Below are 26,485 nucleotides of genomic sequence, written 5' to 3' on the forward strand. Positions count from 1 at the left end.
TCCTCTGCCTCCGGTACGCCCGAAGGTCAAGCGATCAGAGCGCCTGTGGCGCTCCGTCGCGCAGGATGTGCGAACAGATCTGCGCCGTCGGGCTGTCGTCCTCGGTCAGCGCGGCGACCGTCACCCAGCCCTGTTCGCGCAGCCGTGCCGCTTCCGCCGGATCGGCGCCGAATGGCACGAACAGGCGGCGGCGTTCCTCCGCGGCGAGGCCGGCGTCGACCAGCGGATCGCAATAGAGCGAAAAGCCGATCGCCGGCTCCTCGCGCCCGTCTGGGTGGATGATGCTGTAGGATCCGCCACGCCCGATCTCGCCGCTGACGCCTTCGGCGAACAGCGAGAAGCCGAACCAGTTCTGATATTCGAAGCCGTGGCGTTCGGTGGGGTCGAGCGTGATCGCGACCTTGTCGCGAATCGCTGCGGCGATCCGTTCCAGCCCGTCGAGCCGCGATGCGAGCGCGCCCTGGGTATCGAAGGCGCGTAGCCGTGCGATCGCGGCATCGAAGGTGCCGGCCGCCTCGATCAGCGGCAGGAAGGCGGCTCCACCGCGCGCGACCAGCCCGCCCGCGTCCTTGGCGTCGAGCAGCGCGCGGATCTCGGAGACCGCGCCGGCCTCGAGCGGCAGCGGTCCGGCGGAGAGATGGTCAACCAGATCGGGCAGGGTGAAATCGACGGTGACGCCGCTCACGCCCGCGCGGGACAGCGCCTCCACCGCGACGCTGACGATCTCGAGAGCGGCGGCGACGGTGTCGAGGCCGATCAGTTCGGCGCCGACCTGCATCATCTCGCGCTCGGGGCGGAGCTGCGTCGCCTTCAACCGGAGCACCGGCCCGCCATAGCTGAGCCGGAGCGGGCGGGGGTGATGGGCCATGCGAGTCGCGGCGATGCGGCCGACCTGCGTGGTGATGTCCGGGCGGATCGCCATGGTCCGCTGTGAGACGGGATCGACGAAGCGAAGCAGGTCCTGGACGCTCGCGGTCTTCAGCCCCGCGCGCAGCCCGTCCTCGAACTCAGCGAGCGGCGGCGAGACGCGCTCATAACCATAGCCGGTCGCGGTATCGAGAACGCAGCGGACAAGCCGCGCCGACGCATCCGCCTCGGGCGGAAGCCGGTCGCGATATCCTTCGGGAAGCAGGCCAGGCAGGATCATGCTGGGGCTCTTAGCGGATGACGGATTCAAAGCAATCCGCTCCGGAATGAAGAAGGGCGGGTCCGTTTCCGAACCCGCCCCGTCAGCGTCAGAATTTGAGCGCCTTGACCCGCTTCACGCCGGGCAGGTTGCAGACGGACCACAATACCGGCTCGGGCACGGGCGAATCGACCGAGAGCAGCAGCGCCGCTTCGCCACCCGGACCCGCGGCGCGGCGGCCGAGATGGAAGGTGGCGATGTTGACATCCGCCTCACCCAGCGCCGATCCGATGCGGCCGATGAAACCGGGTGCATCCTGATTGACGACATAAAGCATCTCACCGTCGAGATCGGCTTCCACCTTGATGCCGTGCAGTTCGACGAGGCGAGGTTCGGCGTTCGAGAACAGCGTTCCCGCGACCGACCGTTCGCCCGCCTCGGTCGAGACGGTGACGCGCAGCAGCGTGTGATAGTCGCCCTCGCGGTCATGGCGCACTTCGCGCACGTCCAGGCCGCGCTCGCGCGCCAGATAGGGCGCGTTGACCATGTTCACCGTGTCCGAATAGGCGCGCATCAGGCCCGAGAGCACGGCAGCGGTGATCGGCTTGGGGTTGAGTTCGGCGGCCGCACCCTCGACCTCGACCGCGACGCCCTTGATCTTGTCGCCCTCAAGCTGACCGACCAGCGAACCGAGCTTTTCGGCGAGCGTCATATAGGGGCGAAGCTGCGGCGCTTCCTCGGCGGAGAGCGAGGGCACGTTGAGCGCGTTGGTGATGCCGCCATTGACCAGATAGTCGGCCATCTGTTCGGCGACCTGGAGCGCGACATTGACCTGCGCCTCGCTCGTGGACGCGCCCAGGTGCGGCGTCGAGATGAAGTTGGGTGTGCCGAACAGCGGGCTCGCCGTTGCCGGCTCCTCGACGAACACGTCGAGCGCGGCACCGCCGACCTGACCGGAATCGAGTGCCGCCTTCAGCGCGGCCTCGTCGATCAGCCCGCCGCGCGCGCAGTTGATGATGCGAACGCCCTTCTTGGTCTTGGCGATGTTCTCGGCAGACAGGATGTTGCGGGTCTGGTCGGTCAGCGGCGTGTGCAGCGTGATGAAGTCGGCGCGGGCGAGCAGTTCATCCAGCGTCACCTTCTCGATGCCCAGTTCCACGGCGCGCTCGGGCGTCAGGAAGGGGTCGTAGGCGGCCACTTTCATCTTCAGGCCGCGCGCGCGATCGGCGACGATCGAACCGATATTGCCGGCACCGATCAGACCCAGCGTCTTGTTCGTCAGCTCGACGCCCATGAAGCGGTTCTTTTCCCACTTGCCGGCCTGGGTGGAGGCGTCGGCCTCAGGAAGCTGGCGAGCGAGCGCGAACATCAGCGCGATCGCATGTTCCGCGGTGGTGATCGAATTGCCGAACGGGGTGTTCATCACCACCACGCCCTTGGCGGAAGCGGCGGGGATATCGACATTGTCGACGCCGATGCCGGCGCGCCCGACGACCTTCAGATTGGTCGCGGCGTCCAGCACTTCCTTGGTGACCTTGGTCGCGGAACGGATGGCGAGACCATCATATTGGCCGATGATCGCGATCAGCTCGTCCTTGGTCTTGCCGGTGATTTCATCGACCTCGACGCCGCGCTCGCGGAAGATCGCGGCGGCCTGCGGATCCATTTTATCGGAAATAAGAACCTTGGGCATTGCGAAAACCTTTCTGGTTTTCGTCATCCTGACGAAATTCGGGACCCGCTTTCCTCTGCGTCAGCGCGCGAGAGGGAAGGGAGATCCCGACCTTCGCCGGGATGACGTGAATTGAGTTCAGGCGGCCTTCACGGTCGCATAGGCCCAGTCGAGCCAGGGGCCGAGTGCTTCGACATCGGCGGCGTCGACCGTGGCGCCACACCAGATGCGAAGCCCGGCGGGGGCGTCGCGATAGCCGGCGATGTCATAGGCCGCGTCTTCCGCTTCGAGCAGCGAGGCGAACTTCTTGATCATCGCTTCGTCCGCGCCTTCGACCGTCAGGCAGACGCTGGTGGTCGAGCGGGTCGCCGGATCCGGCGCGAGATGGCCCAGCCAGTCACGGTCCGCGACGATCCGGTCGAGCGCCGCCGCATTCGCGTTCGCCCGGCCGATCAGGCCTTCCAGCCCGCCGATCGACTTCGCCCATTCGAGCGCGAAGATCGCGTCCTCGACGGCCAGCATCGATGGCGTGTTGATCGTCTCGCCCTTGAACACGCCTTCTGCCAGCGCGCCCTTGGAAACCAGGCGGAACACCTTGGGCAGCGGCCAGGCGGGCGTATAGCTTTCCAGCCGCTCGACCGCGCGGGGGCCGAGGATCAGCACGCCATGCGCGCCTTCGCCACCCAGCACCTTCTGCCACGAGAAGGTCGCGACATCGATCTTGTCCCACGGAATATCGTAGGCGAAGACCGCGCTTGTCGCGTCGGCGAAGGTCAGGCCTTCGCGAGTCTCGGGGATCCAGTCGCCGTTCGGCACGCGTGCGCCCGATGTGGTGCCGTTCCAGGTGAACAGCACATCGTTGGTCCAGTCGATCTGCGTCAGATCGGGGATATGGCCATAATCGGCGCGCAGCACGGTCGGATCGATCTTGAGCTGCTTGGCGGCATCGGTGACCCAGCCTTCACCGAAGCTCTCCCAAGCGAGCGCGGTGACGGGGCGGGCGCCGAGCATCGTCCACATCGCCATTTCGAAGGCGCCGGTGTCGGAACCGGGCACGATGCCGATGCGATGCGTGTCGGGCAGTTGCAGCATCTCGCGCATCAGGTTGATGGCGTATTGCAGCCGTGCCTTGCCGATCTTGGAGCGGTGCGAACGGCCGAGCGAACCCGTCGCGAGGCGTTCGGGCGACCAGCCCGGAGGCTTGGCGCAGGGACCGGAGGAAAAATGGGGGCGCGCCGGCTTGGTGTCGGGGCGAGTCGTCACGGAATCGTGCGCATCGCGCACTGGGGTATTCGTCATATAGTCTCTCCTTTCAGAGAGCACGCGCTGCGTTGGGACAGCGTGGCCCGGCGCCGCTCCTAAGGTCGCGCTCGCCGGTGTCAAGCGATGAGTTCGCGAAGATCATGTCTTAGGATGTCGTTAACCATTGTCGCCGTAGAACTCCAAGCATGGTTTTGCTGCGTAGAAATCGGATTTTCCGGGCCGGGCCGCTTGTCGCCGTGATGGCGCTGGCGGCCTGTGTCGGTGCTCCGGAGGTTCGCAGGAGTGTGCCGGTCAAGCGGCCGGTGGCGCAGAAACCTGCCCCGGTACCCGCGCCGCGCTTCGCCGCCGATGTCTCGACTCGGCAATGCATGGCCGACCTCGGTGCGGCGTCAGTGCAATACAGCGCCTTGCCGGATCGTCAGTTCGATGGCGGTTGCTCGACGCTGGGTGGCGTGAAGTTGCTCGATATCGGTACGCCCGTCACCAATCTCGGCGCGATGACGTGCCCTCTGGCGAAGAATTTCGCGGCCTGGGCGCGATACGGAGTGCGGCCGGCGGCGCGCCAGATCCTGGGCGCCGAAGTCGTGAAGATCGAGACGATGGGTACCTATAATTGCCGTACCATCAACGGAAACGGGGGCACTACCGGCCGGCTTTCAGAACATGCCCACAGCAATGCCGTCGATGTCGCCGCCTTCGTGCTCGACGATGGTCGCCGCATCGCGGTGCGCGGCGGCTGGAAGGAAGGAACGAGCAGCGAGCGCGCCTTTCTGAAGACGATCCACAATTCGGCGTGCAAGCGATTCGCGACAGTGCTCAGCCCCGATTACAATGCGGCGCATTACGATCATTTCCATCTCGACATGGGGCGCGGGCCGTTCTGCCGTTGAGGGCTTGGGCTATCCGCCAAAGCCCGCTAAATGCCCTCGATGACTGACAAGATCGTACCCAGCCGGGTTTTCCCCCAAGCCAAGCAGGACGCCGAAAAGGCCAAGCAGGGCGTTTCGACCCCCCAGACCGAGCATCCCGCCTACAGGCTCGCTTTCCAGGACACGGACTTTCTGTTGCGCGAGGATCTGCGCCCGGTCCGTTTCCAGCTCGAACTGCTCAAGCCCGAATTGCTGCTCGACGAGGCCAAGATCGCGTCGATGTTCGTCTTCTATGGATCGGCGCGCATCCCCGAGCCCGAAAAGGCGGCGGCGTTGCTCGATCTGGCGACCGACGATGCCAGCCGGCGTATCGCCGAGCGGCTGATCGCGAAGTCCAAATATTACGAGGTCGCGCGCGAACTCGCGCGGATCGCCAGCCAGAGCCCGCGCGACACCGAGGGCTGGCGCCATTTCGTCGTCTGTTCGGGTGGCGGCCCGTCGATCATGGAAGCCGCGAACCGGGGCGCCGCCGATGTCGGCGCCGAGACGGTGGGGCTCAATATCGTGCTGCCCCACGAACAGGCGCCCAATCCCTATGTCACGCCGTCGCTGAGCTTCCAGTTCCACTATTTCGCGCTGCGCAAGATGCACTTCCTGCTTCGCGCCCGCGCGCTGGCGGTCTTCCCCGGCGGCTTCGGTACGTTCGACGAGACGTTCGAACTGCTCACCCTGATCCAGACGGGCAAGATCAAGCCGATTCCGGTGCTGCTCTTCGGCCGCGAATTCTGGGAGCGCGTGGTGAATTTCGATGCGCTGGTGGAAGAAGGGGTGATCGCCGCGCGCGACCTCGATCTTTTCCACTATGTGGAGACGGCGGAGGAAGCCTGGGCGATCGTGCAGGACTTTTATTCGGAGCCTGCATCGGCGTGACGGAATTGGTGCCTAAGCCAGCGTCTTCATCCAGAACTGCATAGGCTTCTCGGTTTCGGCCGGCTCGCCGACATCCTTCCACGAAAAGCTGGTGGTGATGCCGTCGAGCAGGCCGTAGCCGCGCTTGCGCCAGAACGAATCGAGCGGCGAATAGTCGGCGGGACGGGCAGGGTGGCTGGTCGGGCGGACCACGGCGCAGAAAGTCGTGTGGTCGCGCCCCAGCACGCGCGCATGCGCTTCGCGACCATCGAAGAACGCATGACCCAGTCCATGGCCGCGATAGTCGGGCAGAAGCACCGATTCGCCGAAATAGAGGATGGTCGAAAGATCGTAACCGCGCGCTTCGAAGGGGGCGGCGAACTCGGCCGCATGATCCTCCATCGGCGCGGCGGTCGCGGCACCGATCAGCCGATCTCCGTCGAACGCGCCGATGACGATCGCGTCGGGGCTGTCGGCATAGGCTTTCAGATAGTCGCGCTCATAGTCGAGGTCCCCGTCATAGAGATAGGGAAAGGCGCGGAAGACGGCGATCCGCAGTGCCGCCAGATCGTCGATCCGCTCGCCGAGCGCTGGCCCGGCGAGCGGTTCGATGCGGATCAATGCGCGGCGGGTGCCGCGGCGCTGGCAGCGGGCGCTGCTTCCGCGGCATTCTCCGCCGGTGCCGCGCCATTGGCGGCAGGGGCCGCGGCGGCCGCATCGGCGGCTGCGGGTGCTGCGCTTGCAGCCGGAAGCGGCAGGTTCGAACCCTGCGCGTTCAGGTAAACGAGCAGATTCGCGCGATCCTCGGGCTTGGAGAGACCGGCGAAGGTCATCTTCGTGCCCGGCGCGAACTTGCGCGGACTGGCGAGCCACGCATCCATCTTCTGGAAGTCCCAGTTGCCGCCAACGCCCTTCAGCGCGTCGGAGAAGGCGAAGCCCGCCTTGCCGTGGCCGATCTCTTCACCCATCGTGCCGTAGAGATTGGGGCCGATGCCGTTGGCGCCGCCCTGGTTGATGGTGTGGCAAGCCGCGCACTTCTTGAAGACCTCGGCGCCCTTGGCGGCGTCGGCAGCCGGCAGCAATGTGGCGATATCGACCGCTTCGGCCGCGCCGCCGCCACCCGCCGGATCGGCGTCCGCGACTTCGTAGCCGGGCTTTTCAGGCGCTTCCGCATGGAAGTACATGCCGCTGGCGATCGAAGCGCCCAGTGCCACGATCCCCGCAAACAAGGTCCAGCCTGCGATCGTGTTGAACCTGTCGTCCATCAGAATCCCTCTGTTCGTCCCGCATTCGAATGGCGCTCCCTTTAGGAGCCAGTGTCGAGCATCGCAAGCGCGGCTTGTGCCGAATCCGCTTCATGCGTAAGCGGCTCGCCCTATCATGGAAAAATATCCCGCTCCCGCCCGCCCGATCGTCGCCGCCATGCTGGAGGCCGCAGCCCGCGAACCCGCGCGTGCCGTAGCGTTTCAGGGCGCGCCCGGCGCCAATTCGCATCTTGCGGTGGAACAGGCGCTTCCGGGCGCCCTGCCGCTGCCCTGTTTCAGTTTCGAGGATGCGATCGATGCGGTGAAGGAGGGGCAGGCGGGCTGCGCGCTCATCCCGATCGAGAATTCGCTGCACGGCCGCGTCGCCGACATGCACTTCCTGCTGCCGGAATCCGGGCTGGTGATCACCGGCGAGTATTTCCTGCCGATCCGCTACAGCCTGATGGGGCTTGGGCCGATCGAAGGGATCCGGGACGCGGTGAGCCACCCCCAGGCGCTCGGCCAGTGCCGCCGCTGGCTGCGCGCGCGAAACATCACGCCGGTGCCTTATGCCGATACCGCCGGCGCCGCGGCGCTGGTCGTCGAGATGAACGATGTCGGAGTGGCCGCGCTGGCGCCGCCGCTTGCCGCAGGCATCTACGGGCTCGAGACATTGGCTGAAGGGCTTGCCGATTCGGAGGACAATGTCACCCGCTTCGTCGTGCTCGCGCGCGAGGCGCTTGCCGAACAGCCCGAAGGCAAGCTGATGACCACCTTCATCTTCGAGGTGAAGAATATTCCCGCCGCGCTCTACAAGGCGATGGGCGGTTTCGCGACCAACGGCGTCAACATGACGAAGCTGGAAAGCTATCAGCGCGGCGGCAGCTTCGCCGCGACCGAATTCTTCACCGACATCGAGGGCTCGCCCGACGATCCGGCGGTGAAGCGCGCATTGGAGGAACTGGCTTTCCACACCAAATGGGTGCGGATGCTGGGCACCTATCCACAGGCCCGTCCGCGCGGCTAAGCAAGGCGACCGCTCGGAATTAGCCCAAGGCTTCGTCAAGCAGCCGCGCCAGCCTCAATCCGCCGCGTTCGACCTGCAGGCGCAGCGGCTGAATGAGCATGTCGATCGTTTCGTTCGACAGCTTGGAACGTTCCTGTGCCGGTCCGGTGCAGGGATCGCCGCCATAGGCGCTGGCGTAGACGGTGTCGCGCGCGACCTGCCAGCTTTCCCGGCTCCAATCCTCGACCGTCCCTTTCTCCATCTCGGCGCGTTCCTCCGCCGAGTAGACGCGAACCAGCGGCGGCGGCGTCGAGATCGCGCGCTCGGCAAGATAGCCGTCCCAGATCGAATGCAGATTGAGCCTTTGAGTCACATAGTCGCCATAGGCGGCGCGTGCGCGATTGCCGCCCAGATCGCTCTTGTCGCCGGCATGGAGCGGCTGATGCAGATCGCCGACGAAATGGACGAGGAAGACGAGCGCCATCAGGCGTTCGCGTTCCGGCACCGATTTGTCCTTGAGCAGCTTCAGATTGCGATCGACCTGCGCGGAGACGCAATTGCCGTCACGGCAGGCCGCCTTCAGGTCGAAGGGCTTGCAGATATCGACATTCTGATAGTGCCAGGAATAGGCGTAGGAAAAGCGCAGGCCGAGTTCCTTGGCGCAGTCCGGCCAATAGCTCGCCAATTCGATCGTATTGACCGGGCAGGTCGGCGTTTCCAGTAATCGTCCCTTGCGCAGCAGCGCGTCGATCGCGGCGCGCGCCTTGGGTGTCACGTTGCGATAGGCGATCGCGCCGACGGTTTCGTGCCCATATTCCCACCAGGCCTGGGCCGGGGCAGGGGCGAGCAGGAACAACGCGGCGAGGAAGGCGAGGAGGCGAGTCATCGCCGACGCTGTACCAGCAGCGGCCGCTTTCGCGCCACCCTCTCAACGTTTCGCGCGCAGGCGGTTCATCAGGCGGCTTCGAGAGGCTGCAATCCCGTCTTGTTCGCGGTCTTCGCGTCGATCTCGGCCAATGTGCGGATCAGGCCGTCGCTCAGATCATAGACCCAGCCATGGAGCGTGAGCGGCTGTCCGGTCGAGAAGGCGTCCCGGACCGTCTCGGTGCGCGCAAGCCGTTCGAGCTGATCGACGACATTGAGTTCGACCAGGCGGTTGATCTTCGCTGTCTGGTCGTCGAGGCACGCGATCTCGCCGCTATGGCGATCGCGTGTCGCGCGCGGACTGGCGAGCCATTCGTGGACGGGGCCCTCGGTCCCGCCGTTGAGCGCCGCGGTCACGCCGCCGCAGCCATAATGGCCGCAGACGATGATATGGCTGACGCGAAGCACGGTCACGGCATATTGGATCACCGACATCAGGTTCAGGTCGTTCTCGTCGACCAGATTGGCGATGTTGCGATGCATGAACATGCCGCCGGGCTGCGTCATCGTCATCTGTTCGGGGCTGACCCGGCTGTCCGAACAGCCGATCCAGAGGAAGTCGGGCTTTTGCCCCACCACCTGGCGGCTGAAGAACTCGGGATGTTCCTCGACCATCTCGGAGGCCCACGCCTTGTTGGCGAGGAGGAGCTGCTTATACTGTCTCATGCGTATTGAACCCTGGTGAGCGGGGCGTTGATCAGCGGCGCGGTGTTCTCGGCGATATCGCCGCGGACGATCACCGAAATCTCGCGGAAGCGCGCACCCTTGATGAAGGCGTTGATGATCTCGACATTGTCGAGGTCGACATAGTTGGTCGACGACAGGTCGATCAGCACGTTGGATCCGTCGGGCACGCGCCCCAGTTCGCGCTGCAACTCGTATTTATGCATGAAATAGAGGTTGCGGCGCGCGCGGATCAGGCAATCCTTGCCGTCGCAGGCGAAGGTGATCGCGGGGCGGAGGTTGCGACCGACGACGAAGACGAAGCCCACGGCCAGGCCGATGCCGATGCCCATCAGCAGATCGGTGAACAGGATCGCCACTACCGTCACCACGAAGGGCACGAACTGCGTCCAGCCCTGTTTGTAACGCTGAAGGAACAGCTTGGGCTTGGCCAGCTTGTAACCGGTCGCGATCAGGATCGCGGCGAGCGCGGACAGCGGGATCAGGTTGAGCACCGTCGGGATCAGCAGCACGCTCAGCAACAGCCAGGTACCATGCATGATCGTCGATGCCTTGCTCTCGGCCTTGGCTTCGACGTTCGCGGACGAACGCACGATCACCGAGGTGACGGGAATGCCGCCGATCAGGCCGGAGATCAGATTGCCGCCGCCCTGGGCGATCAGCTCTCGATTCTTGTCGGTGGTCCGGCGCTGGGGGTCCAGTTCATCGACAGCCTTGACGCTGAGCAGCGATTCAAGGCTCGCGACGATCGCCAGCGTGATCGCGATCGTCCAGGTCGCCGGATTGGAGATCGCCGAAAAATCGGGGAAGCTGAACAGGGAGAGGAAGGCGGGAATGTCCTCGGCGACGGGCACTTTCACCAGATGCGAAACGTCGATCTTGAGCGTCGGCATCGCCAGTCCGAACAGCATATTGCCGAATATGCCGATCAGCACGACGACGAGCGGGCCGGGCAGATAGCGCAGCGGCCCCTCGGTCGGCTTCGCGCTGTCCCACCAGAACAGGAAGATCATGCTGATCGCCGCGATCAGGATCGCGCCGGCGTGAACGCTGCTCGTCAGCGAATGGATGATCGTGCTGAAGGTGTTGAGGCCGTCGGCCTGCATGAATTCGAAGCTGCCTTCGTAAGTGCCGTCATAGCCGAAGGCGTGCGGCAATTGCTTCAGGATCAGGATCAGGCCGATCGCGGCCAGCATGCCGGTGATGACCGAAGAAGGCACGAATTCGGCGAGCACGCCCGATCGCGTCAGGCCCAGGATGATCTGGAGCACGCCGGCCAGAACGACGGCAAGCAGGAATGCCTCGAAACTCGGCATGCGTTCGATCGCGGACAGGACGATAACGGTCAGGCCCGCGGCGGGGCCGCTTACGGAGAGCGGCGATTTCGAAAGCGCGCCGACGACGATGCCGCCTACAATGCCCGCGATGATGCCCGAGAACAGCGGCGCGCCCGATGCGAGCGCGACGCCAAGGCACAAGGGGAGTGCGACGAGCGCCACGACGATGGACGCGGGTACGTCGGCCTTCCAGCGATCGAATATGCTTGTCATGGTCACAGATGATCCTTGAAGGGGCGCGATTGGGACAGAATGGGGTGTTGGGTTGCAACGCACAATGAACTGTGTTGCGGAGCAACAATATTTAGCAAGGCAGACATGATCGCTTACAAATCCGTGATCACGCCGATTTCATGTCGAATGTGATATGAATCGAAATCGATCGATATGATCAGAAGTCGAGTTCCATCCGTAATCCGGCTACATTGATGCCGAATTCGTCCAGATCTGCGGTCTGGTATCGGATATGTCCGTAATTCATGTTCAAACGCAGATAGTTGACGGGCGTCCAGATCAGGCCGAGCAGCAGGGCATTCTGGTTGCCGCCCCGAATGATGTCGTCGTTGAGGCTGAGATAATCATAGCGGAGATTGAGCTGTATCGATCCGATGCCTCCATCGGTGACACTCGATTTTGGCGCGCTGCGATCGAATATGCCGTTCTTGTAGACCCGGCTGTCGCCACGCGTCAGGAAATAGCCCAGCTCAGCATAGCCGCCGAAGAACAACGGGTCGGCAAGGCCGGGGCGCGACGCGCGCAGCCAGTGCGCCTCGGCCGCGAAGTGCCAGCGATCGCGGATCGCCGCGATTTCCGCGCCATAGTGCAGTTCGTTGGTCACCGCGAATGCGGGCGTCGAGATCACGCGCGTGTTGCTGCTGTGCAGATAGGGACGTTGGCCATAGCGTGTCGGTCGCTCCGCCGTTCGGTTGAGCGCGCGCCAATGCGCCGACGCGCCGAGGTGGAGCAATGTCCGGCCGAAGCGGCGGACGTGAACCAGCCGCCCGTCGATGCCGAAACTGTCATTCTCGTCGCCGCCTGCCGGCCCGTCGCTGTCGTTGGCGAGCGAGCCTGGATCGTCGGAGAAGATGCCGGCCTGCATCAGCCAGTCGCCCTTGCGATAGCTCGCGGACAGGCCCAGGCGCCGCTCGAAATTGAAGGCGTCGGTAAAGGCCGCGCGCTCCATGAACGAACCGGTGGTGTCGCCGACGAGTTCGTCGAGCGACTGGAACTGGTTCTGATTGCCCAGCGCAAGGGAGAGCGGCCCGGATTCATAGGTAACGAAGGCATCGACCAGATCGACGCCGTTGTCGGACAGTTCGAGTTCGAGCTTGTAGCCGAAACGCGAGTCGAGATTGCCCTCTCCGCCCAGGCGGATGCGCCGGAACTCGTTCGAGAAGCCGAACGCCTTGTCCTTCGATCCCGGCGGCGGCGAGACATAGCCGGCATCGACCTGCAACCGGCCCTTCACCTTGAAACGCCGATCGCCCGAAACGAATTGCGGCGATCCGCGCCATTGGATGCGATCGACATCCTTGGATGGCGAGGGCGGTGGGGCGGCGGCGACCGCGACCGGTGCCGGATTTGCGTCCGCGGTCGGCTTGGGCGATGCGGCCTCGCTCGCGGCAAGGCGCCGTTCCAGCAATTCCAGCCGCGCCTTCATCGACGCGACCTCGTCGCGGAGCACCTGTGCTTCCTCGACGGACAGTGCCTGCGCCCAGGCCGTCGGCGCATAGGCGCAGCACAGTACGCCCGCCGCGAATGTCGCCCGCAAATGCCTGGTCACGATCTTTACTCGTACAGAAGCGTCGGATGGATCTTCGGTGTGTCAGCCGGCCTGATCGCGCCCCGCCGGCTCGCGGCGTGATGCGACGGTGGCGCGATAGTCGTCGACGGCAAGCAGCAGGCCGGCGGCTTCGGCGGGCGCGATCGCGCTGACCACATCATTGCCGGTGCCATCCTTGAACTTGAACTTCCAGCTATCCTTGCTTCCGGCCCTGTAATTGGCCGCAACGGCCCGCAGCATCTTTTCCTCGACCGCGAACGCCATGGTCTTGGTCATGACGCAATCGCCGTTGGTCTCGGGTTCCGGGCACAGATTGGCGCCATGGCGCGCGATCGACAGCGGCCGGCGCTCGACATCATCTCCTGCCGCGAAATGGACGGCGTGATAAGCGCGGCGTGGACCGAAATAGCGAATCTCCTGCCACACCTCGTAACGGGTGGCGCCCGATCTTTTGTCGACAACCGCGCGGAGATGCGCGTCATTGCCGACCGTTCCCTTCATCGTCTTTTCTCGGCGATAGCCACGCTCGGTTGAGATCACGGTTTCGAATTCGAGCGGATCGTCGACAGTGGAGGCGGCGGCACGGAAACGTTCGGGCGTCATCGCCGCCAGGCGTTTGTCAGGGGCTGCCCCCGCGACGGCGGGCAGCACCAGCGCGATCGCGGCAATGGCGGAAAGCCGCTGGAGCGACGCGGTGAAATTCGGCATGGAAGGCAAAGCCAACTCCGTCAGGGTTCGGATCGATGCCCGACCTAGTGTTGCGAAATTTCGGTTCTGTGCCGCCGTCGTAAGAAAATATTGCCGCGTGCCTCCATCGTTTCCTGATGATGACAAAATGTTTCCGGGCACGGATGTCGGCGGTCTTCGCGGGGTGAGCGGTTGACCTTCACCGGGCCGCTACCTACTTCGCGCGCCGATGAATTTTTCCTGCTATCAGCATCTCCAGCCATGAGCGCACCATCGATCGTCATCGTCGAGGATGATCCTCCCCTGCGCATGCTGACCGCACGCGCGCTGCAGGAGCACGGCTATATCGTCCGCCCCGCATCGTCGGCGGCGGAGATGTGGGTCGCGTTCGAGGGCGGCCCGGTGGACCTCGTCCTGCTCGATATCATGCTGCCCGGCACCGATGGTATCGACCTTTGCCGACAGATCCGCCGCAAGAGCGAAGTTCCGATCATCTTCATCAGTGCGCGCGGCAGCGAGGCGGATCGGGTGATCGGGCTTGAGCTGGGCGCGGACGACTATCTCGCAAAGCCTTTCGGCACGCGCGAACTGATCGCGCGCATCCGGGCCGTGCTTCGCCGTGTCGGTAGCGAACGCCAGCCCGGCGACTTTCGCGAGAGCGAAGCGCATTTCGATGGCTGGTCGGTCAATTTTCCCCGTCGTGAACTGCGGTCGCCAAGCGGCGCGGTGGTCGAGCTCACGGGCGCCGAATTCGATCTGCTCGGCAGTTTCCTCAGTCATCCGCAACGCGTGATCGCGCGCGAGCGACTGATCGAACTGTCGCGCACCCGGCTGGGTGATTCCTCCGATCGCAGTGTCGATGTGCTGGTCAGCCGATTGCGCCGCAAGCTCTCCACCGGCACCAGGCCTGCGCCGATCACCACCGTGCGCGGCATCGGCTATATGTTCAATGCCGAGGTCAGTCGCGCCTGATGCGCCATTTTCAGGGTTCGCTCGGACTGGTTGGGCGGATTTTCGCGATCCTGTTGATGGCGCTGACCATAGAGTTCGCCGTCGGCACCTTCCTCTATGAACGCTCCAGCCACCTGTCTCTGCAGGAGGACGAGGCGCGGCGCCTGGCCGAGCATCTGATCATCTCGCGCAAGCTTGTCGCGGAACGGCCATGGCACGAGCGCGAAGCGATGGCGGACCAGCTTACCACCGATCGCTATGACGTGCACTGGACGCCGGCCTTGCCGCCCCCCCAGCGCCTGTCTCCCCAGCTTGAGCGGATGCGCAACCAGATCCTTGCCTGGGAGCCGTCGCTCGGGAGATCGGACCTGCGCATCCGCCTGGTGTCGTTGGGGCGGCAGTCGACGGTCACCGGCGGCCTGCAATTGCCCGACGGAAGCTGGCTTTATTTCAGCATGAAGGACGCCCCTGTCGGCTGGGCATTGACCGCCGGGCGGATGGGGCTGGCGCTGATCCCGGCGATCGCGCTGCTGATCGTGAGCGGTTTGCTGATCCGCCGGACGCTGACGCCACTGCGGCGGCTTGCGAAGATGACGGAGCGGGTGGGATTGGGCGAGCGGATCGAACTCGAGGAGGCGGGCACCGTCGAGGTGCGCAACCTGATCCGCGCGTTCAACGAAATGCAGCGGCGCATCCACCGACTGATCGACGATCGCACCGAAACACTCGCTGCCGTGGGGCATGATCTGCGCACGCCCATCGCGCGGTTGCAACTGCGTCTCGATGCGATCGACGACGACGATCTGCGGGAGTCGATTTCCGGTGATGTGTCGGAGATGGGCGCGATGGTGACGTCGCTGCTCGCCTATCTTGGCGGCGAGAAGGATCCCGAGACCATCGTGCCCACCGATATCGCGGTCATGGCGGCGACCATCATCGACGAGATGGTCGATCAGGGGCATGACGCGCAATATGCGGGCCCGGTGCATCTCGAATGGCCTTTGCGGCAGGTGGCGATGCGGCGGGCATTGTCCAACCTGGTCGAGAACGCGCTTCATTATGGGAAGACCGCCGCGCTTTCGCTGGATCGTGACGGTGAAGATCTGGTGATCCGGGTCGATGACGATGGGCCGGGTATTCCCGAGGACCGCATGGCGGACGTGCTCAAGCCGTTCATTCGGCTCGATACCGCGCGGAGCCGCAACACCGGCGGCCTGGGGCTCGGCCTTGCGATCGTCGCGCGCGCGGTGGAGCGCGAACGGGGCAATCTGCAACTCGCCAATCGCCCCGATGGCGGGCTGCGCGTCGAGATCCGGCTGCCCGGCACGAGCGTGTCCGCCTGAGATCGGGCTCAGCCGCATTTCCTTACAAAGCAGACAATGGTGGCAAATAAACGGGGCTTAGCGTGCAGGGCTCCGGCGCGACACCATTCCGCGCCCGCCCGCCGAGAGATGGTGCGCGCCGGACGCAGGAAGGCATCGCCGTCCTGACCCTGATCGCTTCCGATCGCTGCTTCCTACCCCTGTGGCGACACTCCCCGAAGCGGTCAGGGTCGAAGGTGACCGATCAGTAATAGTCCTCGAGCGTGATGGAGTGATCGCCACCTTCGGCCGTCAGCAGCTTGACCACGGTGCCCGCGGGCTTGCGGCCGATCGGAACGGCGCCGGGCGGATAGGCCTTGGGTACGCCCACGCCGTTGATCGCGACGATCCGGTCGTTGGGGCGCAGTCCCGCACGTTCGGCGGGACTGCCGCGCGCGACGTGCAGCACGCGCAGATGCCGATCCTCGCGATAGGTGCTAAGCCCGGAGCGATCGCGGGCAAAGGGTTCGCGATCGGCGTCGCCCGCGGGCGTTAGCCGGATATTTCCGGCTGCGGCATCGATCTGGACCCGGAACCGGGCGAGAACGGGTAACCCGATCACGCCGCTGGTCTGTTGGCTCCAGCGTTCGGGAATCGCGACCGGAACGTTCCTGAACTCGACACCGCCCAGATTGAAGCTGCGCAGTGTCGACAACAGGCTGAGATCGAGCCCTTCCATGCCGACGGTCATACCGGTGGACACCTTCTTTCCCTCCAGCAGCTTCGCTTCCAGCGCGTAGCTTGGGGAAAGATAGACCGACACGGTGCTGCCGAGGTCGAGCAGGAAATCGACATCCCTCTTGCCTTCGACCGTCGCGGTCACGCTGTACATGCCGTCCTTTTTGCGGAGTGGCAGGACGATCGCACGATCATCGCGTGGACGGCAGTCACGGTTGAGGAAGCGGATCCTACCCTTCCGGAAATCGATATCGACGATGCCCTGTTCGAAGATCTCCCGGCCCAGCACGACGTCGATGGGGCGCGCCGATGCCTTGGAAAGCGCGCCGAGATCAAGCACGCCCATCGACAGCGACAGGGCGATATCGCCGATCCTGACGGCCGCGGCTTCCCCGATCGCGCCTTCCACGTCGCGCGTCAGGCCGCGCGCGGTATAGCCGGGCTGCATGCGCAGGCCCAGTTGCCCGGCGATCCTGCGATCGATCACGCTGCGCGTCGCGCCGCTGTCGAGCACGGCGGAGAATGCGACGCCCGCGATCGTCACCGGTACGCGGATGTGACGGTCGCGATCGACATCGAAATCATGCCAGTCGGCTGATGCGCACCCCGATTTTTCGGCGCCGGCCTGCGATGGCGTTGCCAGGCAGGTGAGCAGGCCGGCCGCGATGAAGGTGCTCAGGTGTCGAGCGCATTTTCTGCTGGGGGAGGAGCGCGGCACGGCGAGGATCCTGGATCTTGCCCAGCCGATATCGTCGCGCAGCGTGTCGCGATCCGATCATGCTTGTAATGATTTGTTGCTTGCCCGGCGGTTGGTTCGCCGTGATTTGCGAGCCGCGCGACGCGCTGGATCGCTCTAGCGGCGCAGGCCGATGAGCGGCCTGAGCCAGGCGATACGGCCGGCGATGCCGTAAAAGAGGACGCAACTGAGCGCGGTGCCCGCGATGATGATCAACGCTTCGGCGATAGGTGGCAGCGCCAGCGGCAGCAGCCACCATGCGATCATCACGATCGCGGTCTGGTGGATGATGTAGAAGGGAAAGACCGCTTCGCTCAGCCGGGCGCGCCACGGGTGATCGCGATTGAGCAGCACCGTCGCGGCATGGATCATCACCAGCGCCATGCTCCACATCATGCAAGCCAGCGCGGCGCGGTTGAGCGCCATCGTGCCATGCGGTGGCGTCATCGTGCCGGGATAGGCGCTTTCAACCGCGACGAGAACGGCGAAGCTCGCCAGCGCCAGTGCCAGCGCCGGCCGCCAGACACGTGCGAAGGCGGGCCACACTGCGCGTGAACCGGCCAATCCAAAGCCGAACAGGAAGGCGGGGAAATGGATCACGTCGGTCAGCCAGTCGTCGAACAGCCCGTGTGATTCGCCGGTGGTGAAGGTGACGGCGACGCGTACCGGCACGAAATAGACGAGCGGCAGCCACAGCAGGCGCGATCCGATGCCGAGCGTTTCGAACATGCCGGCAAGCTTCGCCTTTGTTTCCTCGCGGAGGAGCAACAGGCCCGCGGCCAGAAGCATCGTGAAAAACCAGAGATAGAAGACGAACCAGAGATGTTCCCAGCCCGGCAGGGTCACATGGTCATATTGCCCGAACATCAGCCAGTCATGTTTGATGAAATGGCCGAAGTCGTGGGTGTAGCCGTGATTGAAGCGCAGATTCACCCAGCTTTGCGGCGGTATGATCACCGCCATCGCGAACAGCAGCGGGATGATCAGCCGTGTCGTGCGCTCGCGCGCGAAACGTTTCGTGCCCTTGAGCTTTACGAGCAGCGCGCGCGATGCATAGCCGGAGACGATGAACAGCACGGTCAGCCGCCACGGGGTTATGAACAGCATCGGATAGGCGAGCCACTGGATCGGGTGCGCGGTCTTCACGATCCAGTCGCCGGTCACGAAGACCATGCCGGCATGATAGAGCATCAGCAGCAGGAAGGCGCCGATGCGCAGCCAGTCCAGCCCATAGTGCCTGGGCACGGTAACGTTGGGCTGCACAGGAACTTCACTACCGATCGTCATTCAAGCGCGCTATAGGGCATTGCTTGCTAACAGAAGAGTAAAACATGTCGGTCCGCCCCTGGCGCGATATCGCGCGCCGCCAATCCCGCCAGATCATGGTGGGCAATGTTCCCGTTGGCGGCGATGCGCCCGTCACCGTGCAGACGATGACGAACACGCTGACGAGCGATGCGAAGGCGACGATCGACCAGATTCGCCGCTGTGAGGAGGCGGGCGCCGACATCATCCGCGTTTCGTGCCCCGATGTGGAATCGACCGCCGCGCTCAAGCAGATCGTCCGCGCCGCGCGCGTGCCGATCGTCGCGGACATCCATTTCCACTATAAGCGCGCACTGGAGGCGGCGGATGCGGGCGCCGCCTGCCTGCGCATCAATCCCGGCAATATCGGCAGCGCGGACCGCGTGAACGAAGTGGTCAATGCCGCGCGCGCCAATGGCTGCGCGATCCGTATCGGCGTCAACGCCGGCAGCCTGGAGCGCGACCTGCTCGAAAAATATGGCGAACCCTGTCCGGAGGCGCTGGTCGAAAGCGCGCTCGACCATATCAAGCTGCTCCAGGATCGCGATTTCCACGAATTCAAGGTGGCGGTGAAGGCGTCGGACGTATTCCTCGCCGTTTCCGCTTATATGGGCCTCGCAGAGGCAGTGGACTGCCCGCTGCATCTGGGCATCACCGAGGCCGGCGGTCTGATCGGCGGCACCGTCAAGTCGGCGATCGGCATCGGCAACCTGCTCTGGGCCGGTATCGGCGATACGATCCGCGTCTCGCTCTCGGCTGAGCCCGAAGAGGAAGTGCGCGTCGGCTATGAGATCCTGAAGTCGCTCGGCATCCGCACACGTGGTGTCCGCGTCGTCTCGTGCCCGAGCTGCGCGCGCCAGGGCTTCGACGTGATCCGCACCGTCCAGGCGCTGGAAGACCGGCTCAAGCATATCAACACACCGCTGTCTCTGTCGGTGCTCGGTTGCGTCGTGAACGGGCCGGGCGAAGCGCGTGAAACCGATATCGGCATCACGGGCGGCGGCAATGGCAAGCATATGGTCTATCTATCGGGCGTCACCGACCATCATGTTCAGGATGCCGAGATGATCGAGCATATCGTGAAGCTGGTCGAGGCGAAGGCCGCCGAGATCGAAGCCGCGAGCATCGATACGCCGGTGGCCGCGGAATGACTCTCACCATACGCACCGCCCGCGCGGGCGATGAGGCCGAAATCCTGCGGTTGATCCACGCCCTCGCGGTATATGAACGCGAGCCCGATGCGGTGAAGGCGACGGAGGAGTCGCTCAGCGCCACATTGTTCGGCGACGTCCCGCGCGTCTGGGCGCATCTGGCGGAAATCGACGGTAAGGTTGTCGGGCTGGCCCTGTGGTTCCTCACCTATTCGACCTGGACGGGCAAGCCGACGCTCTATCTCGAAGATCTGTTCGTTGAAGAGGTCGCGCGCGGTTCGGGCGCGGGCATGGCGCTGTTCCGCGCGCTCGCCGCCGAAGCCAAGGTGCGCGATTGCGGCCGGATGGACTGGGCAGTGCTAGACTGGAACGAGAACGCCAAGCGTTTCTACGCTCATATCGGCGGCCATCGGACGAGCGGCTGGGAAACCTGGCGGCTGGAGGGTGAAACGCTCGAACGGCTCACCCAGGAATGAAGCCTGGGGGCGGTGCCGCCGCCTTCGCGGTCGCAGCACTCGGAATCGCGGTCTTTTCCGCGATGGACGCGCTGATGAAGGGGCTCTCGATCGAGATGGGCGCCTATAGCGCGATGCTGTGGCGCTCGATCTTCGGGTTGATCATTGGTGGCCTTATATTTGTGGCCAAGCGTCGGCGCTGGCCGGACAGGCCGGTGCTGGTCCTGCACTTCTGGCGCGGGCTGACGGCGGGACTGTCGGTGCTGCTCTTCTTTTGGGGGCTCGCCCGCATGCCGATCGCGCAGGGTGTGGCGCTCAGCTTCATCGCGCCGTTGATCGCGCTATATCTCGCGGCGGTGATGCTGAAGGAACGCGTTGACCGGACCGCGATCGCCGCGTCGGCGCTCGCTTTCCTTGGCGTGCTCGTCATCCTGATCGGGCAGGCGCGGGCGGATATGGGGCCGGAGGCCTTTCGCGGCGCGATCGCCGTCCTGATCGGCGCGGTGCTCTATGCCTTCAGCCTGATCATCGCGCGGCGCCAGTCGCAGGTCGCCGATCCGTTCGAGGTCGCGTTGTTCTTCAACATCGTCGCGCTTGGCATCTACATGCCGGCCGCGCCCTGGTGGGCGGTGGCGCCTGACGCGGTGCAGGTGCAGCGCCTGATCGTCTGCGCGATCTTCGCCTTTATCTCGATCATGCTGCTGGCCTGGGCCTATGCGCGGGCGGAGGCGAGCTATCTGCTGCCCGTCGAATATACCGCCTTTATCTGGGCGTCGCTGCTCGGCTGGTGGGTGTTCGGCGAAACCGTATCGATGATGACCGTCGCAGGCGCGCTGATGATCGTCGCCGGGTGTCTCTGGGCCGCGCGGCGCAGGCCGATCGTGCCGCCCGCGACCGAAGCCGCGCTGTAACGTCGTTCGTCGTTGGCGTCGCTTGCAAGGGCCGTTTCGCGATCCTTTCGGTCGCGCTATGAAGCGGATGAGGTTTCCGTTTCCCGTGGAGTATCCGATGTTCCGAAGGCTTGATGACACGATCGCCGTGTCGCCGCAGATCACCGCCGATCAGGTCGCGGCCGCCGCCGCGCAGGGCGTGACGATGATCATCAACAATCGTCCCGAGGGCGAGGAAGAGGGGCAGCCGAGCGGCGCCGAGATCGAGGCGGCCGCCACCGCCGCCGGCCTCGCCTATCGCGCGATACCTGTCACCCATGCCGGCTTCTCGGCCAACCAGCTCGACGAGATGAACGCCGCGCTCGATGCGGCGGGCGGGCCGGTGCTCGCTTATTGCCGGTCGGGCACGCGTTCCACCTATCTCTGGGCGCTCGCATCGGCGCAGCGCGGCGGTTCGCCCGATGCGCTCAGCGAAACCGCGGCGGGCGCGGGTTACGATCTCGGGTCTATCCGCCCGATGCTGGACGCGCTTTCGGCGCGCGCATGAACTGGCTGCTGCTCGGCGGTTCGGTGGTCGGGGTTCTCGGCCTTGGGCTTGCCGCGCAACTGCTGGGATTGGGCGCTGATGTCCGCATCGCCGACCTGGCGCATGCCAGGATCCTGGCGGATGAGGCGCATTGCGGCTTCGATCCTGTCGATGTGGTGGTCGATCGCGCCGGCCATGCCGCCCTGCTCAAGGACGCTGAAGGACGGCACATGCTGATCCGCGTTCATGGCAATCACTTCGTCTCGCGGCTCCTGGAGCCACCCTTTTTCGGTCGGCTCGATCGGCGGATGCTGACCATCGCGACGGCGGACCGGATGTTCGGGCGGGTGACGCTGGACTTGGGCGATCAGGCGGCGCGCTGGGCGAGCGGCCTTAGATACAATCATCATGGTTGAGCTGCCCGATCCCGTCAATTTCGCGGTCCCCGGCTTCATCGCCCTGGTGTTTGTGGAGATGCTCGTCGCGCGCCGACGCGACCGGGCACGCTATAATGTGCGCGACACGCTCACTTCGCTGGGGTTGGGGCTGGGCAGCACGATCGCCGCGGTGCTGTGTGCCGGGGCCGTGGGTGCTTCGGCTCTCTGGCTCTGGAACCACCGGTTGCTCGATATCGGTTATGGCTGGTGGGCATGGCCGCTGTGCTTCGTGCTCGACGATCTCGCTTATTATGCGTTCCACCGCAGCGCGCACCGGGTACGCTGGTTCTGGGCGAGCCATGTCATCCATCACAGCAGCCAGCATTATAATCTGTCGACCGCGCTCAGGCAGACCTGGACCGGTTTCATCAGCCTGGCCTTCATCTTCCGCTTGCCGCTGTTCCTGATCGGATTCCCGCCGGCGATGGTGTTCTTCTGTGCAGGGCTCAACCTGATCTACCAGTTCTGGATCCATACCGAGACGATCGGGCGGATGCCCCGCTGGTTCGAGGCGGTGATGAACACGCCGTCGCACCACCGCGTCCACCACGCCACCAATCCGCGCTATCTCGATCGCAACTATGCCGGTGTGTTCATCGTCTGGGATCGGATGTTCGGCACCTATACGCCTGAGCTCGACGAGGAGCGCCCACGCTATGGAATCGTGAAGCAACTGGGCAGTTTCAACCTGCTCTGGGCCGCGTTCCACGAATGGGTCGGCATGGCGCGGGATGTGTGGCGCGCGCCAGGTATCCGCAACAAGATCGGTTATCTTGTCGCTCCGCCGGGCTGGAGTCATGACGGATCACGCGACTCGAGCGAGACGATCCGGGCGCGCTGGCAAGCGAGGCAGGAGCGGGGGCAGGACGCGGTGATCACGGACCATGGCTGAAGTGATCCGCCTCGACGGACGCGGCTGGGCCGATGTGGAAAGCTTCTACGATGCGTTCCTGGCGGCGATCGATGCGCCGTCATGGCACAGCCATTCGATCGACGCGCTGGCCGATTCCCTTATTGGCGGCGGTATCAATGGCGTGGAGCCGCCCTTCGCGGTCGAAATATTGTGCCCGGCGCGGCCCGTGCCTGCGTTGACCACCTTGTTCGATGCGCTTGTCGGGATCGTCGATGACGCCCGTGCGCTCAACCGCCCAATCGCGCTCAGCTTCGTCCATATTTGATCGCTTGCCCGTAATGGAAATGACGTTAACGTAAACGCGAGATCACTTTCAGGTGACCGAGCGGGAGCGGGTGGATGGACGAGGTCGACATCGTCGTGGTGGGCGGCGGATCGGGTGGCGCTGCGGTGGCGGGCCGGCTCGCGGCGGACAGGGGGCTCAGCGTCGCGCTGATCGAGGCAGGGGGCGCCAATACCGATTGGCGCATCCGCGCGCCGGGCATGATGCCCTTCATTCCGGACGCGTCGAACTGGCGGTTCGAGACGGTTCCGCAGGCCGGGCTCAACGGGCGGCGCGGCTATCAGCCGCGCGGGCGGGGATTGGGCGGATCCAGCGCGATCAACGCGATGCTTTATATCCGCGGCGGCGCCTGGGATTACGACAATTGGGCGGCGATGGGCTGTCATGGCTGGTCGTATGCGGATGTGCTGCCGGTGTTTCGCCGCGCGGAGGACAATATACGCGGCGAGGATCGCTTCCATGGTGTCGGCGGCCCGCTGGCGGTGTCCGACCAGCAGAGCGCCAATCCGGGCAGCCTCGCCTTTGTGGAAGCGGCGGCGTCGCTGCAATTGGCGCGCAATTCCGATTTCAACGGAGCCCAGCTCGACGGGGTCGGCGTCTATCAGGTGACGCAGAAGGGCGGGGAGCGCTGGAGCGCCGCGCGCGCCTATATCGAGCCGCGCCGCGATCGCATCGATATCCGTACGGGCGCGCTGGTCGAGCGTATCCTGATCGAGGATGGACGTGCCGTCGGCGTCCAGTTCGCGCAGAACGGCGCCCGGCGCACCGTCCGCGCGCGGGGCGCGGTGATCGTCGCGGGCGGCGCCTTCGGATCGCCGCAGACGCTGATGCTTTCGGGCATCGGTCCGGCGGAGCATCTGCGCGATCATGGCATCGCGGTGATACGCGATCGGCAGGCGGTCGGCGGGGCGTTGCAGGATCATATCGACTATGTCGCCGGCTATGAGACAGCGGGTGCGCCTTTCATCGGCCAGACCTTGCGCGGCACGCTCAGCACATTGGGGGCCATGTTCCAATGGTTCCGGTCGCGCAGCGGTCCGTTTACGACGCCTTATGCGGAAAGCGGCGGTTTCGCGCGAACGCGCGCCGATCTGCCCGCGCCCGATGTCCAGTTCCATTTCGTGCCGGCGCTGCTGGAGGATCATGGGCGGACCAAGGTGAAGGGACACGGTTTTTCCTGCCATGTCTGCGTGTTGCGGCCGTATAGTCGCGGCACCGTTCGTCTCGCGTCGCCCGATGCAGCCGCGGCGCCACTGATCGATCCGGCTTTCCTGTCCGACGCACGCGACGTCGAGACACTGTTGGCTGGCGTGAAGCTGATGCGCCGCATCCTGGAAGCGCCACCGCTCTCCGATTATGGCGGGCGCGACAGGCATATGGCCGGTGTGCGCGACGATGCGGCGATGATCGAGATCATCCGTGACCGGGCCGACACGGTCTATCATCCGGTGGGCACTTGCCGGATGGGCGCCGATGCGGGTTCGGTGGTCGATCCGCGGCTCAGGGTACGCGGGGTAGATGGCCTCTATGTCGCCGACGCGTCGATCATGCCCGCTCTTGTCTCCGGCAATACCAATGCGCCGACGATCATGATCGGCGAGCGCTGCGCCGATTTCGTGAAAGCCGATCTGGCGCAGCACTAAAAAGTCCCTCCCGTTCACGGGAGGGGTTTGGGATGGGTGCGAGAGACTTATGTCTCGAGCTGCGATGCGAGAGCTTCGCATCGACGCGTGAGAGACTCCAGCTTTCGCCGGGGTTATGCGAACCGCGCCAACGGCGCGTTCGCATAAAAAACGGGCCGGCATGTTACCATGCCGACCCAGTCTGTTCGCAGGAGGAACCCCTTGGGGAGGGCGGCTTCTGCCGGCCGCCTCCCGATCCTGTCAGTAGTTGTAGGCGCGTTCGCCATGCTCGCCGAGGTCGAGACCCTCGCGCTCCACTTCGGGGGAGACGCGCAGGCCGGTGACGGCCTTGGCGATGTAGAAGGCGATGGCCGAACCGATGGCGGCCCAGACGATCGCGACACCGACAGCCATGATCTGGGTGACCAACTGGCCGCCCAGGTCATAGTCCGGCTTGCCGGGGCCGCCGAGCGAAGGCAGCATCGTGAAGGCGGTGCCGATCGAACCGATGATGCCGCCCACGCCGTGGATGCCGAAGGCGTCCAGCGAGTCGTCGAAGCCCAGCTTGGCCTTGATCTTCATCACGAAGATGCAGCAGACGACCGCCGCGATCGCGCCGAGCAGGATCGCGCCGAACGGACCCGAATTGCCGGCTGCCGGGGTGACGGCGACCAGGCCGGCGATCGCGCCGGAACAGGCGCCGAGCAGCGAGCCGTTATGACCGAGCGCCTTTTCGGTGAGCATCCAGAAGAGCACGCCGGCGGCGGTGGCGGTGAAGGTGTTGATCAGCGCGAGGCCGGCCGAACCATTGGCTTCGAGCGCCGAGCCGGCGTTGAAGCCGAACCAGCCCACCCACAGGAGGCCGGTGCCGACCAGCGTCAGCGTCAGCGAGTGCGGCGCGATGATTTCCTTCTGGTAGCCGATGCGCTTGCCCAGGATGATCGCGCCGACCAGCGCGGAAACGCCGGCATTGATGTGCACCACGGTGCCACCCGCGAAGTCCAGCGCGCCCCAGCCGAAGATCAGGCCGGTCGCGTCGTCCGAACCGCCCAGATACCAGACCATGTGCGCGATCGGGTAATAGACGATGGTGAGCCAGACGAGGGCGAAGACCATCAGCGCCGAGAACTTCATGCGTTCGACAAGGCCGCCGACGACCAGCGCGACGGTGATCGCGGAGAAGGTCATCTGGAAGGCGATGAAGACGAATTCGGGGATGTTCACGCCCGCGGTGAAGGTGGCGACCGTGGAATCGGCGTTCACGCCCGCCAGGAACCATTTGCCGGCCGAGACGAACTTGTTGGCGTCGCCACCGAACGCGAGACCATAGCCGAACATGACCCACATGATCATGGCGAGGCTGGCGACCGCGATGATCTGCGTGAGCACCGAGAGCATGTTCTTCGACCGGACGAGGCCGCCGTAGAACAGGGCAAGGCCGGGAACGATCATCGCCATGACAAGGACAGTGGCGACCATCATCCAGGCGGTGTCGCCCTTGTTGACGGTGGCCTCGACCGCAGCCGGCGCCGCTTCGGTCAAGGCTGCGACGGCGGTATTGGCGGTTTCCGCGACATTGGCGGCAGCCACATTGGCCCAGGCGGGCATAGCGGCGAACAGCGAAGCGCCGACCGCTCCCGCACCCGCCGCGATTTTCTTGGAAATCGTCATTG

General features: G+C 64.8%; 26 protein-coding genes. 13 read left to right on the forward strand and 13 right to left on the reverse strand.

Going from position 1 to position 26,485, the window contains the following annotated elements:
- Window positions 1-34 precede the first annotated feature (34 nt).
- The 3 genes from ACODTA_RS14565 to ACODTA_RS14575 all read right to left on the reverse strand — a co-directional run bounded on the left by ACODTA_RS14565 (window position 35) and on the right by ACODTA_RS14575 (window position 4,097).
- The gene (locus ACODTA_RS14565; RefSeq protein WP_489066630.1) at window positions 35-1,147 is read right to left on the reverse strand and encodes an ATP phosphoribosyltransferase regulatory subunit; all 1,113 of its coding nucleotides are present in this window, start codon (window positions 1,145-1,147) and stop codon (window positions 35-37) included.
- A gap of 88 nt (window positions 1,148-1,235) precedes the next feature.
- The gene (gene serA, locus ACODTA_RS14570) at window positions 1,236-2,819 is read right to left on the reverse strand and encodes a phosphoglycerate dehydrogenase (RefSeq protein WP_489066631.1); all 1,584 of its coding nucleotides are present in this window, start codon (window positions 2,817-2,819) and stop codon (window positions 1,236-1,238) included.
- A 117-nt stretch (window positions 2,820-2,936) separates the two neighbouring features.
- Entirely contained in the window at window positions 2,937-4,097 is a 1,161-nt protein-coding gene (locus ACODTA_RS14575) for a phosphoserine transaminase (RefSeq protein WP_489066632.1), read from the reverse strand.
- Window positions 4,098-4,246: 149 nt separating this feature from the next.
- Between ACODTA_RS14575 and ACODTA_RS14580 the strand changes: the two genes are divergently transcribed.
- Together ACODTA_RS14580 and ACODTA_RS14585 are read left to right on the forward strand one after the other, a co-directional pair.
- Entirely contained in the window at window positions 4,247-4,951 is a 705-nt protein-coding gene (locus ACODTA_RS14580; RefSeq protein ID WP_489066633.1) for an extensin family protein, read from the forward strand.
- 39 nt (window positions 4,952-4,990) lie between these two features.
- Complete coding sequence (locus ACODTA_RS14585) at window positions 4,991-5,860, forward strand: LOG family protein (RefSeq protein ID WP_489066634.1); 870 nt, start codon at window positions 4,991-4,993, stop codon at window positions 5,858-5,860.
- Between the two features lie 12 nt (window positions 5,861-5,872).
- On the opposite strand, the gene ACODTA_RS14590 is transcribed toward ACODTA_RS14585, so the two are convergent.
- Together ACODTA_RS14590 and ACODTA_RS14595 are read right to left on the reverse strand one after the other, a co-directional pair.
- On the reverse strand, window positions 5,873-6,460 hold the full coding sequence (locus ACODTA_RS14590) for a GNAT family N-acetyltransferase (RefSeq protein ID WP_489066635.1): 588 nt from the start codon (window positions 6,458-6,460) through the stop codon (window positions 5,873-5,875).
- The gene (locus tag ACODTA_RS14595; protein ID WP_489066636.1) at window positions 6,457-7,104 is read right to left on the reverse strand and encodes a c-type cytochrome; all 648 of its coding nucleotides are present in this window, start codon (window positions 7,102-7,104) and stop codon (window positions 6,457-6,459) included. Before ACODTA_RS14595 ends, ACODTA_RS14590 begins: the two co-directional genes overlap by 4 nt.
- A gap of 115 nt (window positions 7,105-7,219) precedes the next feature.
- Between ACODTA_RS14595 and ACODTA_RS14600 the strand changes: the two genes are divergently transcribed.
- Complete coding sequence (locus tag ACODTA_RS14600; RefSeq protein WP_489066637.1) at window positions 7,220-8,110, forward strand: prephenate dehydratase; 891 nt, start codon at window positions 7,220-7,222, stop codon at window positions 8,108-8,110.
- Window positions 8,111-8,129: 19 nt separating this feature from the next.
- On the opposite strand, the gene ACODTA_RS14605 is transcribed toward ACODTA_RS14600, so the two are convergent.
- The 5 genes from ACODTA_RS14605 to ACODTA_RS14625 all read right to left on the reverse strand — a co-directional run bounded on the left by ACODTA_RS14605 (window position 8,130) and on the right by ACODTA_RS14625 (window position 13,525).
- Window positions 8,130-8,975: a S1/P1 nuclease gene (locus ACODTA_RS14605; protein ID WP_489066638.1), complete on the reverse strand. Its 846-nt coding sequence runs from the start codon at window positions 8,973-8,975 to the stop codon at window positions 8,130-8,132.
- 68 nt (window positions 8,976-9,043) lie between these two features.
- The gene (locus tag ACODTA_RS14610) at window positions 9,044-9,679 is read right to left on the reverse strand and encodes a carbonic anhydrase (protein ID WP_489066640.1); all 636 of its coding nucleotides are present in this window, start codon (window positions 9,677-9,679) and stop codon (window positions 9,044-9,046) included.
- Complete coding sequence (locus ACODTA_RS14615; protein ID WP_489066641.1) at window positions 9,676-11,247, reverse strand: SulP family inorganic anion transporter; 1,572 nt, start codon at window positions 11,245-11,247, stop codon at window positions 9,676-9,678. The genes ACODTA_RS14610 and ACODTA_RS14615 overlap by 4 nt, the downstream gene beginning before the upstream one ends.
- A gap of 178 nt (window positions 11,248-11,425) precedes the next feature.
- A complete protein-coding gene (locus ACODTA_RS14620; protein ID WP_489066642.1) occupies window positions 11,426-12,817 on the reverse strand; it encodes an OprO/OprP family phosphate-selective porin in 1,392 nt (463 codons plus the stop codon).
- Window positions 12,818-12,859: 42 nt separating this feature from the next.
- Window positions 12,860-13,525, reverse strand: coding sequence for a hypothetical protein (locus ACODTA_RS14625; RefSeq protein WP_489066643.1), 666 nt, complete (start codon window positions 13,523-13,525; stop codon window positions 12,860-12,862).
- A 240-nt stretch (window positions 13,526-13,765) separates the two neighbouring features.
- Here ACODTA_RS14625 and ACODTA_RS14630 point away from each other — a divergent pair, with 240 nt between their 5' ends.
- Entirely contained in the window at window positions 13,766-14,476 is a 711-nt protein-coding gene (locus ACODTA_RS14630; RefSeq protein WP_489066644.1) for a response regulator transcription factor, read from the forward strand.
- On the forward strand, window positions 14,476-15,798 hold the full coding sequence (locus ACODTA_RS14635) for an ATP-binding protein (protein WP_489066645.1): 1,323 nt from the start codon (window positions 14,476-14,478) through the stop codon (window positions 15,796-15,798). Before ACODTA_RS14630 ends, ACODTA_RS14635 begins: the two co-directional genes overlap by 1 nt.
- 223 nt (window positions 15,799-16,021) lie before the next feature.
- Here ACODTA_RS14635 and ACODTA_RS14640 read toward each other — a convergent pair whose 3' ends face one another.
- Both ACODTA_RS14640 and ACODTA_RS14645 read right to left on the reverse strand, forming a co-directional pair.
- Entirely contained in the window at window positions 16,022-17,212 is a 1,191-nt protein-coding gene (locus ACODTA_RS14640) for an aspartyl protease family protein (protein ID WP_489066646.1), read from the reverse strand.
- Between the two features lie 135 nt (window positions 17,213-17,347).
- Window positions 17,348-18,517, reverse strand: coding sequence for an acyltransferase family protein (locus tag ACODTA_RS14645; RefSeq protein ID WP_489066647.1), 1,170 nt, complete (start codon window positions 18,515-18,517; stop codon window positions 17,348-17,350).
- A 44-nt stretch (window positions 18,518-18,561) separates the two neighbouring features.
- Here ACODTA_RS14645 and ispG point away from each other — a divergent pair, with 44 nt between their 5' ends.
- The 8 genes from ispG (at window position 18,562) to ACODTA_RS14685 (ending at window position 24,833) form a co-directional block, all read left to right on the forward strand.
- Window positions 18,562-19,686 carry a flavodoxin-dependent (E)-4-hydroxy-3-methylbut-2-enyl-diphosphate synthase gene (ispG, locus tag ACODTA_RS14650; protein WP_489066648.1) on the forward strand — a complete coding sequence of 375 codons (1,125 nt, stop codon included), beginning with the start codon at window positions 18,562-18,564 and terminating at the stop codon, window positions 19,684-19,686.
- Complete coding sequence (locus ACODTA_RS14655) at window positions 19,683-20,162, forward strand: GNAT family N-acetyltransferase (RefSeq protein WP_489066649.1); 480 nt, start codon at window positions 19,683-19,685, stop codon at window positions 20,160-20,162. The genes ispG and ACODTA_RS14655 overlap by 4 nt, the downstream gene beginning before the upstream one ends.
- Window positions 20,159-21,052: a DMT family transporter gene (locus tag ACODTA_RS14660; protein WP_489066650.1), complete on the forward strand. Its 894-nt coding sequence runs from the start codon at window positions 20,159-20,161 to the stop codon at window positions 21,050-21,052. The genes ACODTA_RS14655 and ACODTA_RS14660 overlap by 4 nt, the downstream gene beginning before the upstream one ends.
- Window positions 21,053-21,149: 97 nt before the next feature.
- On the forward strand, window positions 21,150-21,578 hold the full coding sequence (locus tag ACODTA_RS14665) for a protein tyrosine phosphatase family protein (protein WP_489066651.1): 429 nt from the start codon (window positions 21,150-21,152) through the stop codon (window positions 21,576-21,578).
- Entirely contained in the window at window positions 21,575-21,973 is a 399-nt protein-coding gene (locus tag ACODTA_RS14670) for a hypothetical protein (protein ID WP_489066652.1), read from the forward strand. Before ACODTA_RS14665 ends, ACODTA_RS14670 begins: the two co-directional genes overlap by 4 nt.
- On the forward strand, window positions 21,966-22,886 hold the full coding sequence (locus ACODTA_RS14675; RefSeq protein WP_489066653.1) for a sterol desaturase family protein: 921 nt from the start codon (window positions 21,966-21,968) through the stop codon (window positions 22,884-22,886). The genes ACODTA_RS14670 and ACODTA_RS14675 overlap by 8 nt, the downstream gene beginning before the upstream one ends.
- Entirely contained in the window at window positions 22,879-23,172 is a 294-nt protein-coding gene (locus ACODTA_RS14680) for a barstar family protein (RefSeq protein ID WP_489066654.1), read from the forward strand. Before ACODTA_RS14675 ends, ACODTA_RS14680 begins: the two co-directional genes overlap by 8 nt.
- Window positions 23,173-23,246: 74 nt before the next feature.
- Complete coding sequence (locus ACODTA_RS14685; RefSeq protein WP_489066655.1) at window positions 23,247-24,833, forward strand: GMC family oxidoreductase; 1,587 nt, start codon at window positions 23,247-23,249, stop codon at window positions 24,831-24,833.
- A 240-nt stretch (window positions 24,834-25,073) separates the two neighbouring features.
- On the opposite strand, the gene ACODTA_RS14690 is transcribed toward ACODTA_RS14685, so the two are convergent.
- Entirely contained in the window at window positions 25,074-26,483 is a 1,410-nt protein-coding gene (locus ACODTA_RS14690; protein WP_489066656.1) for an ammonium transporter, read from the reverse strand.
- Window positions 26,484-26,485: the final 2 nt, after the last annotated feature.

The sequence above is a fragment of the Sphingomonas sp. FG14 genome (assembly GCF_057809675.1).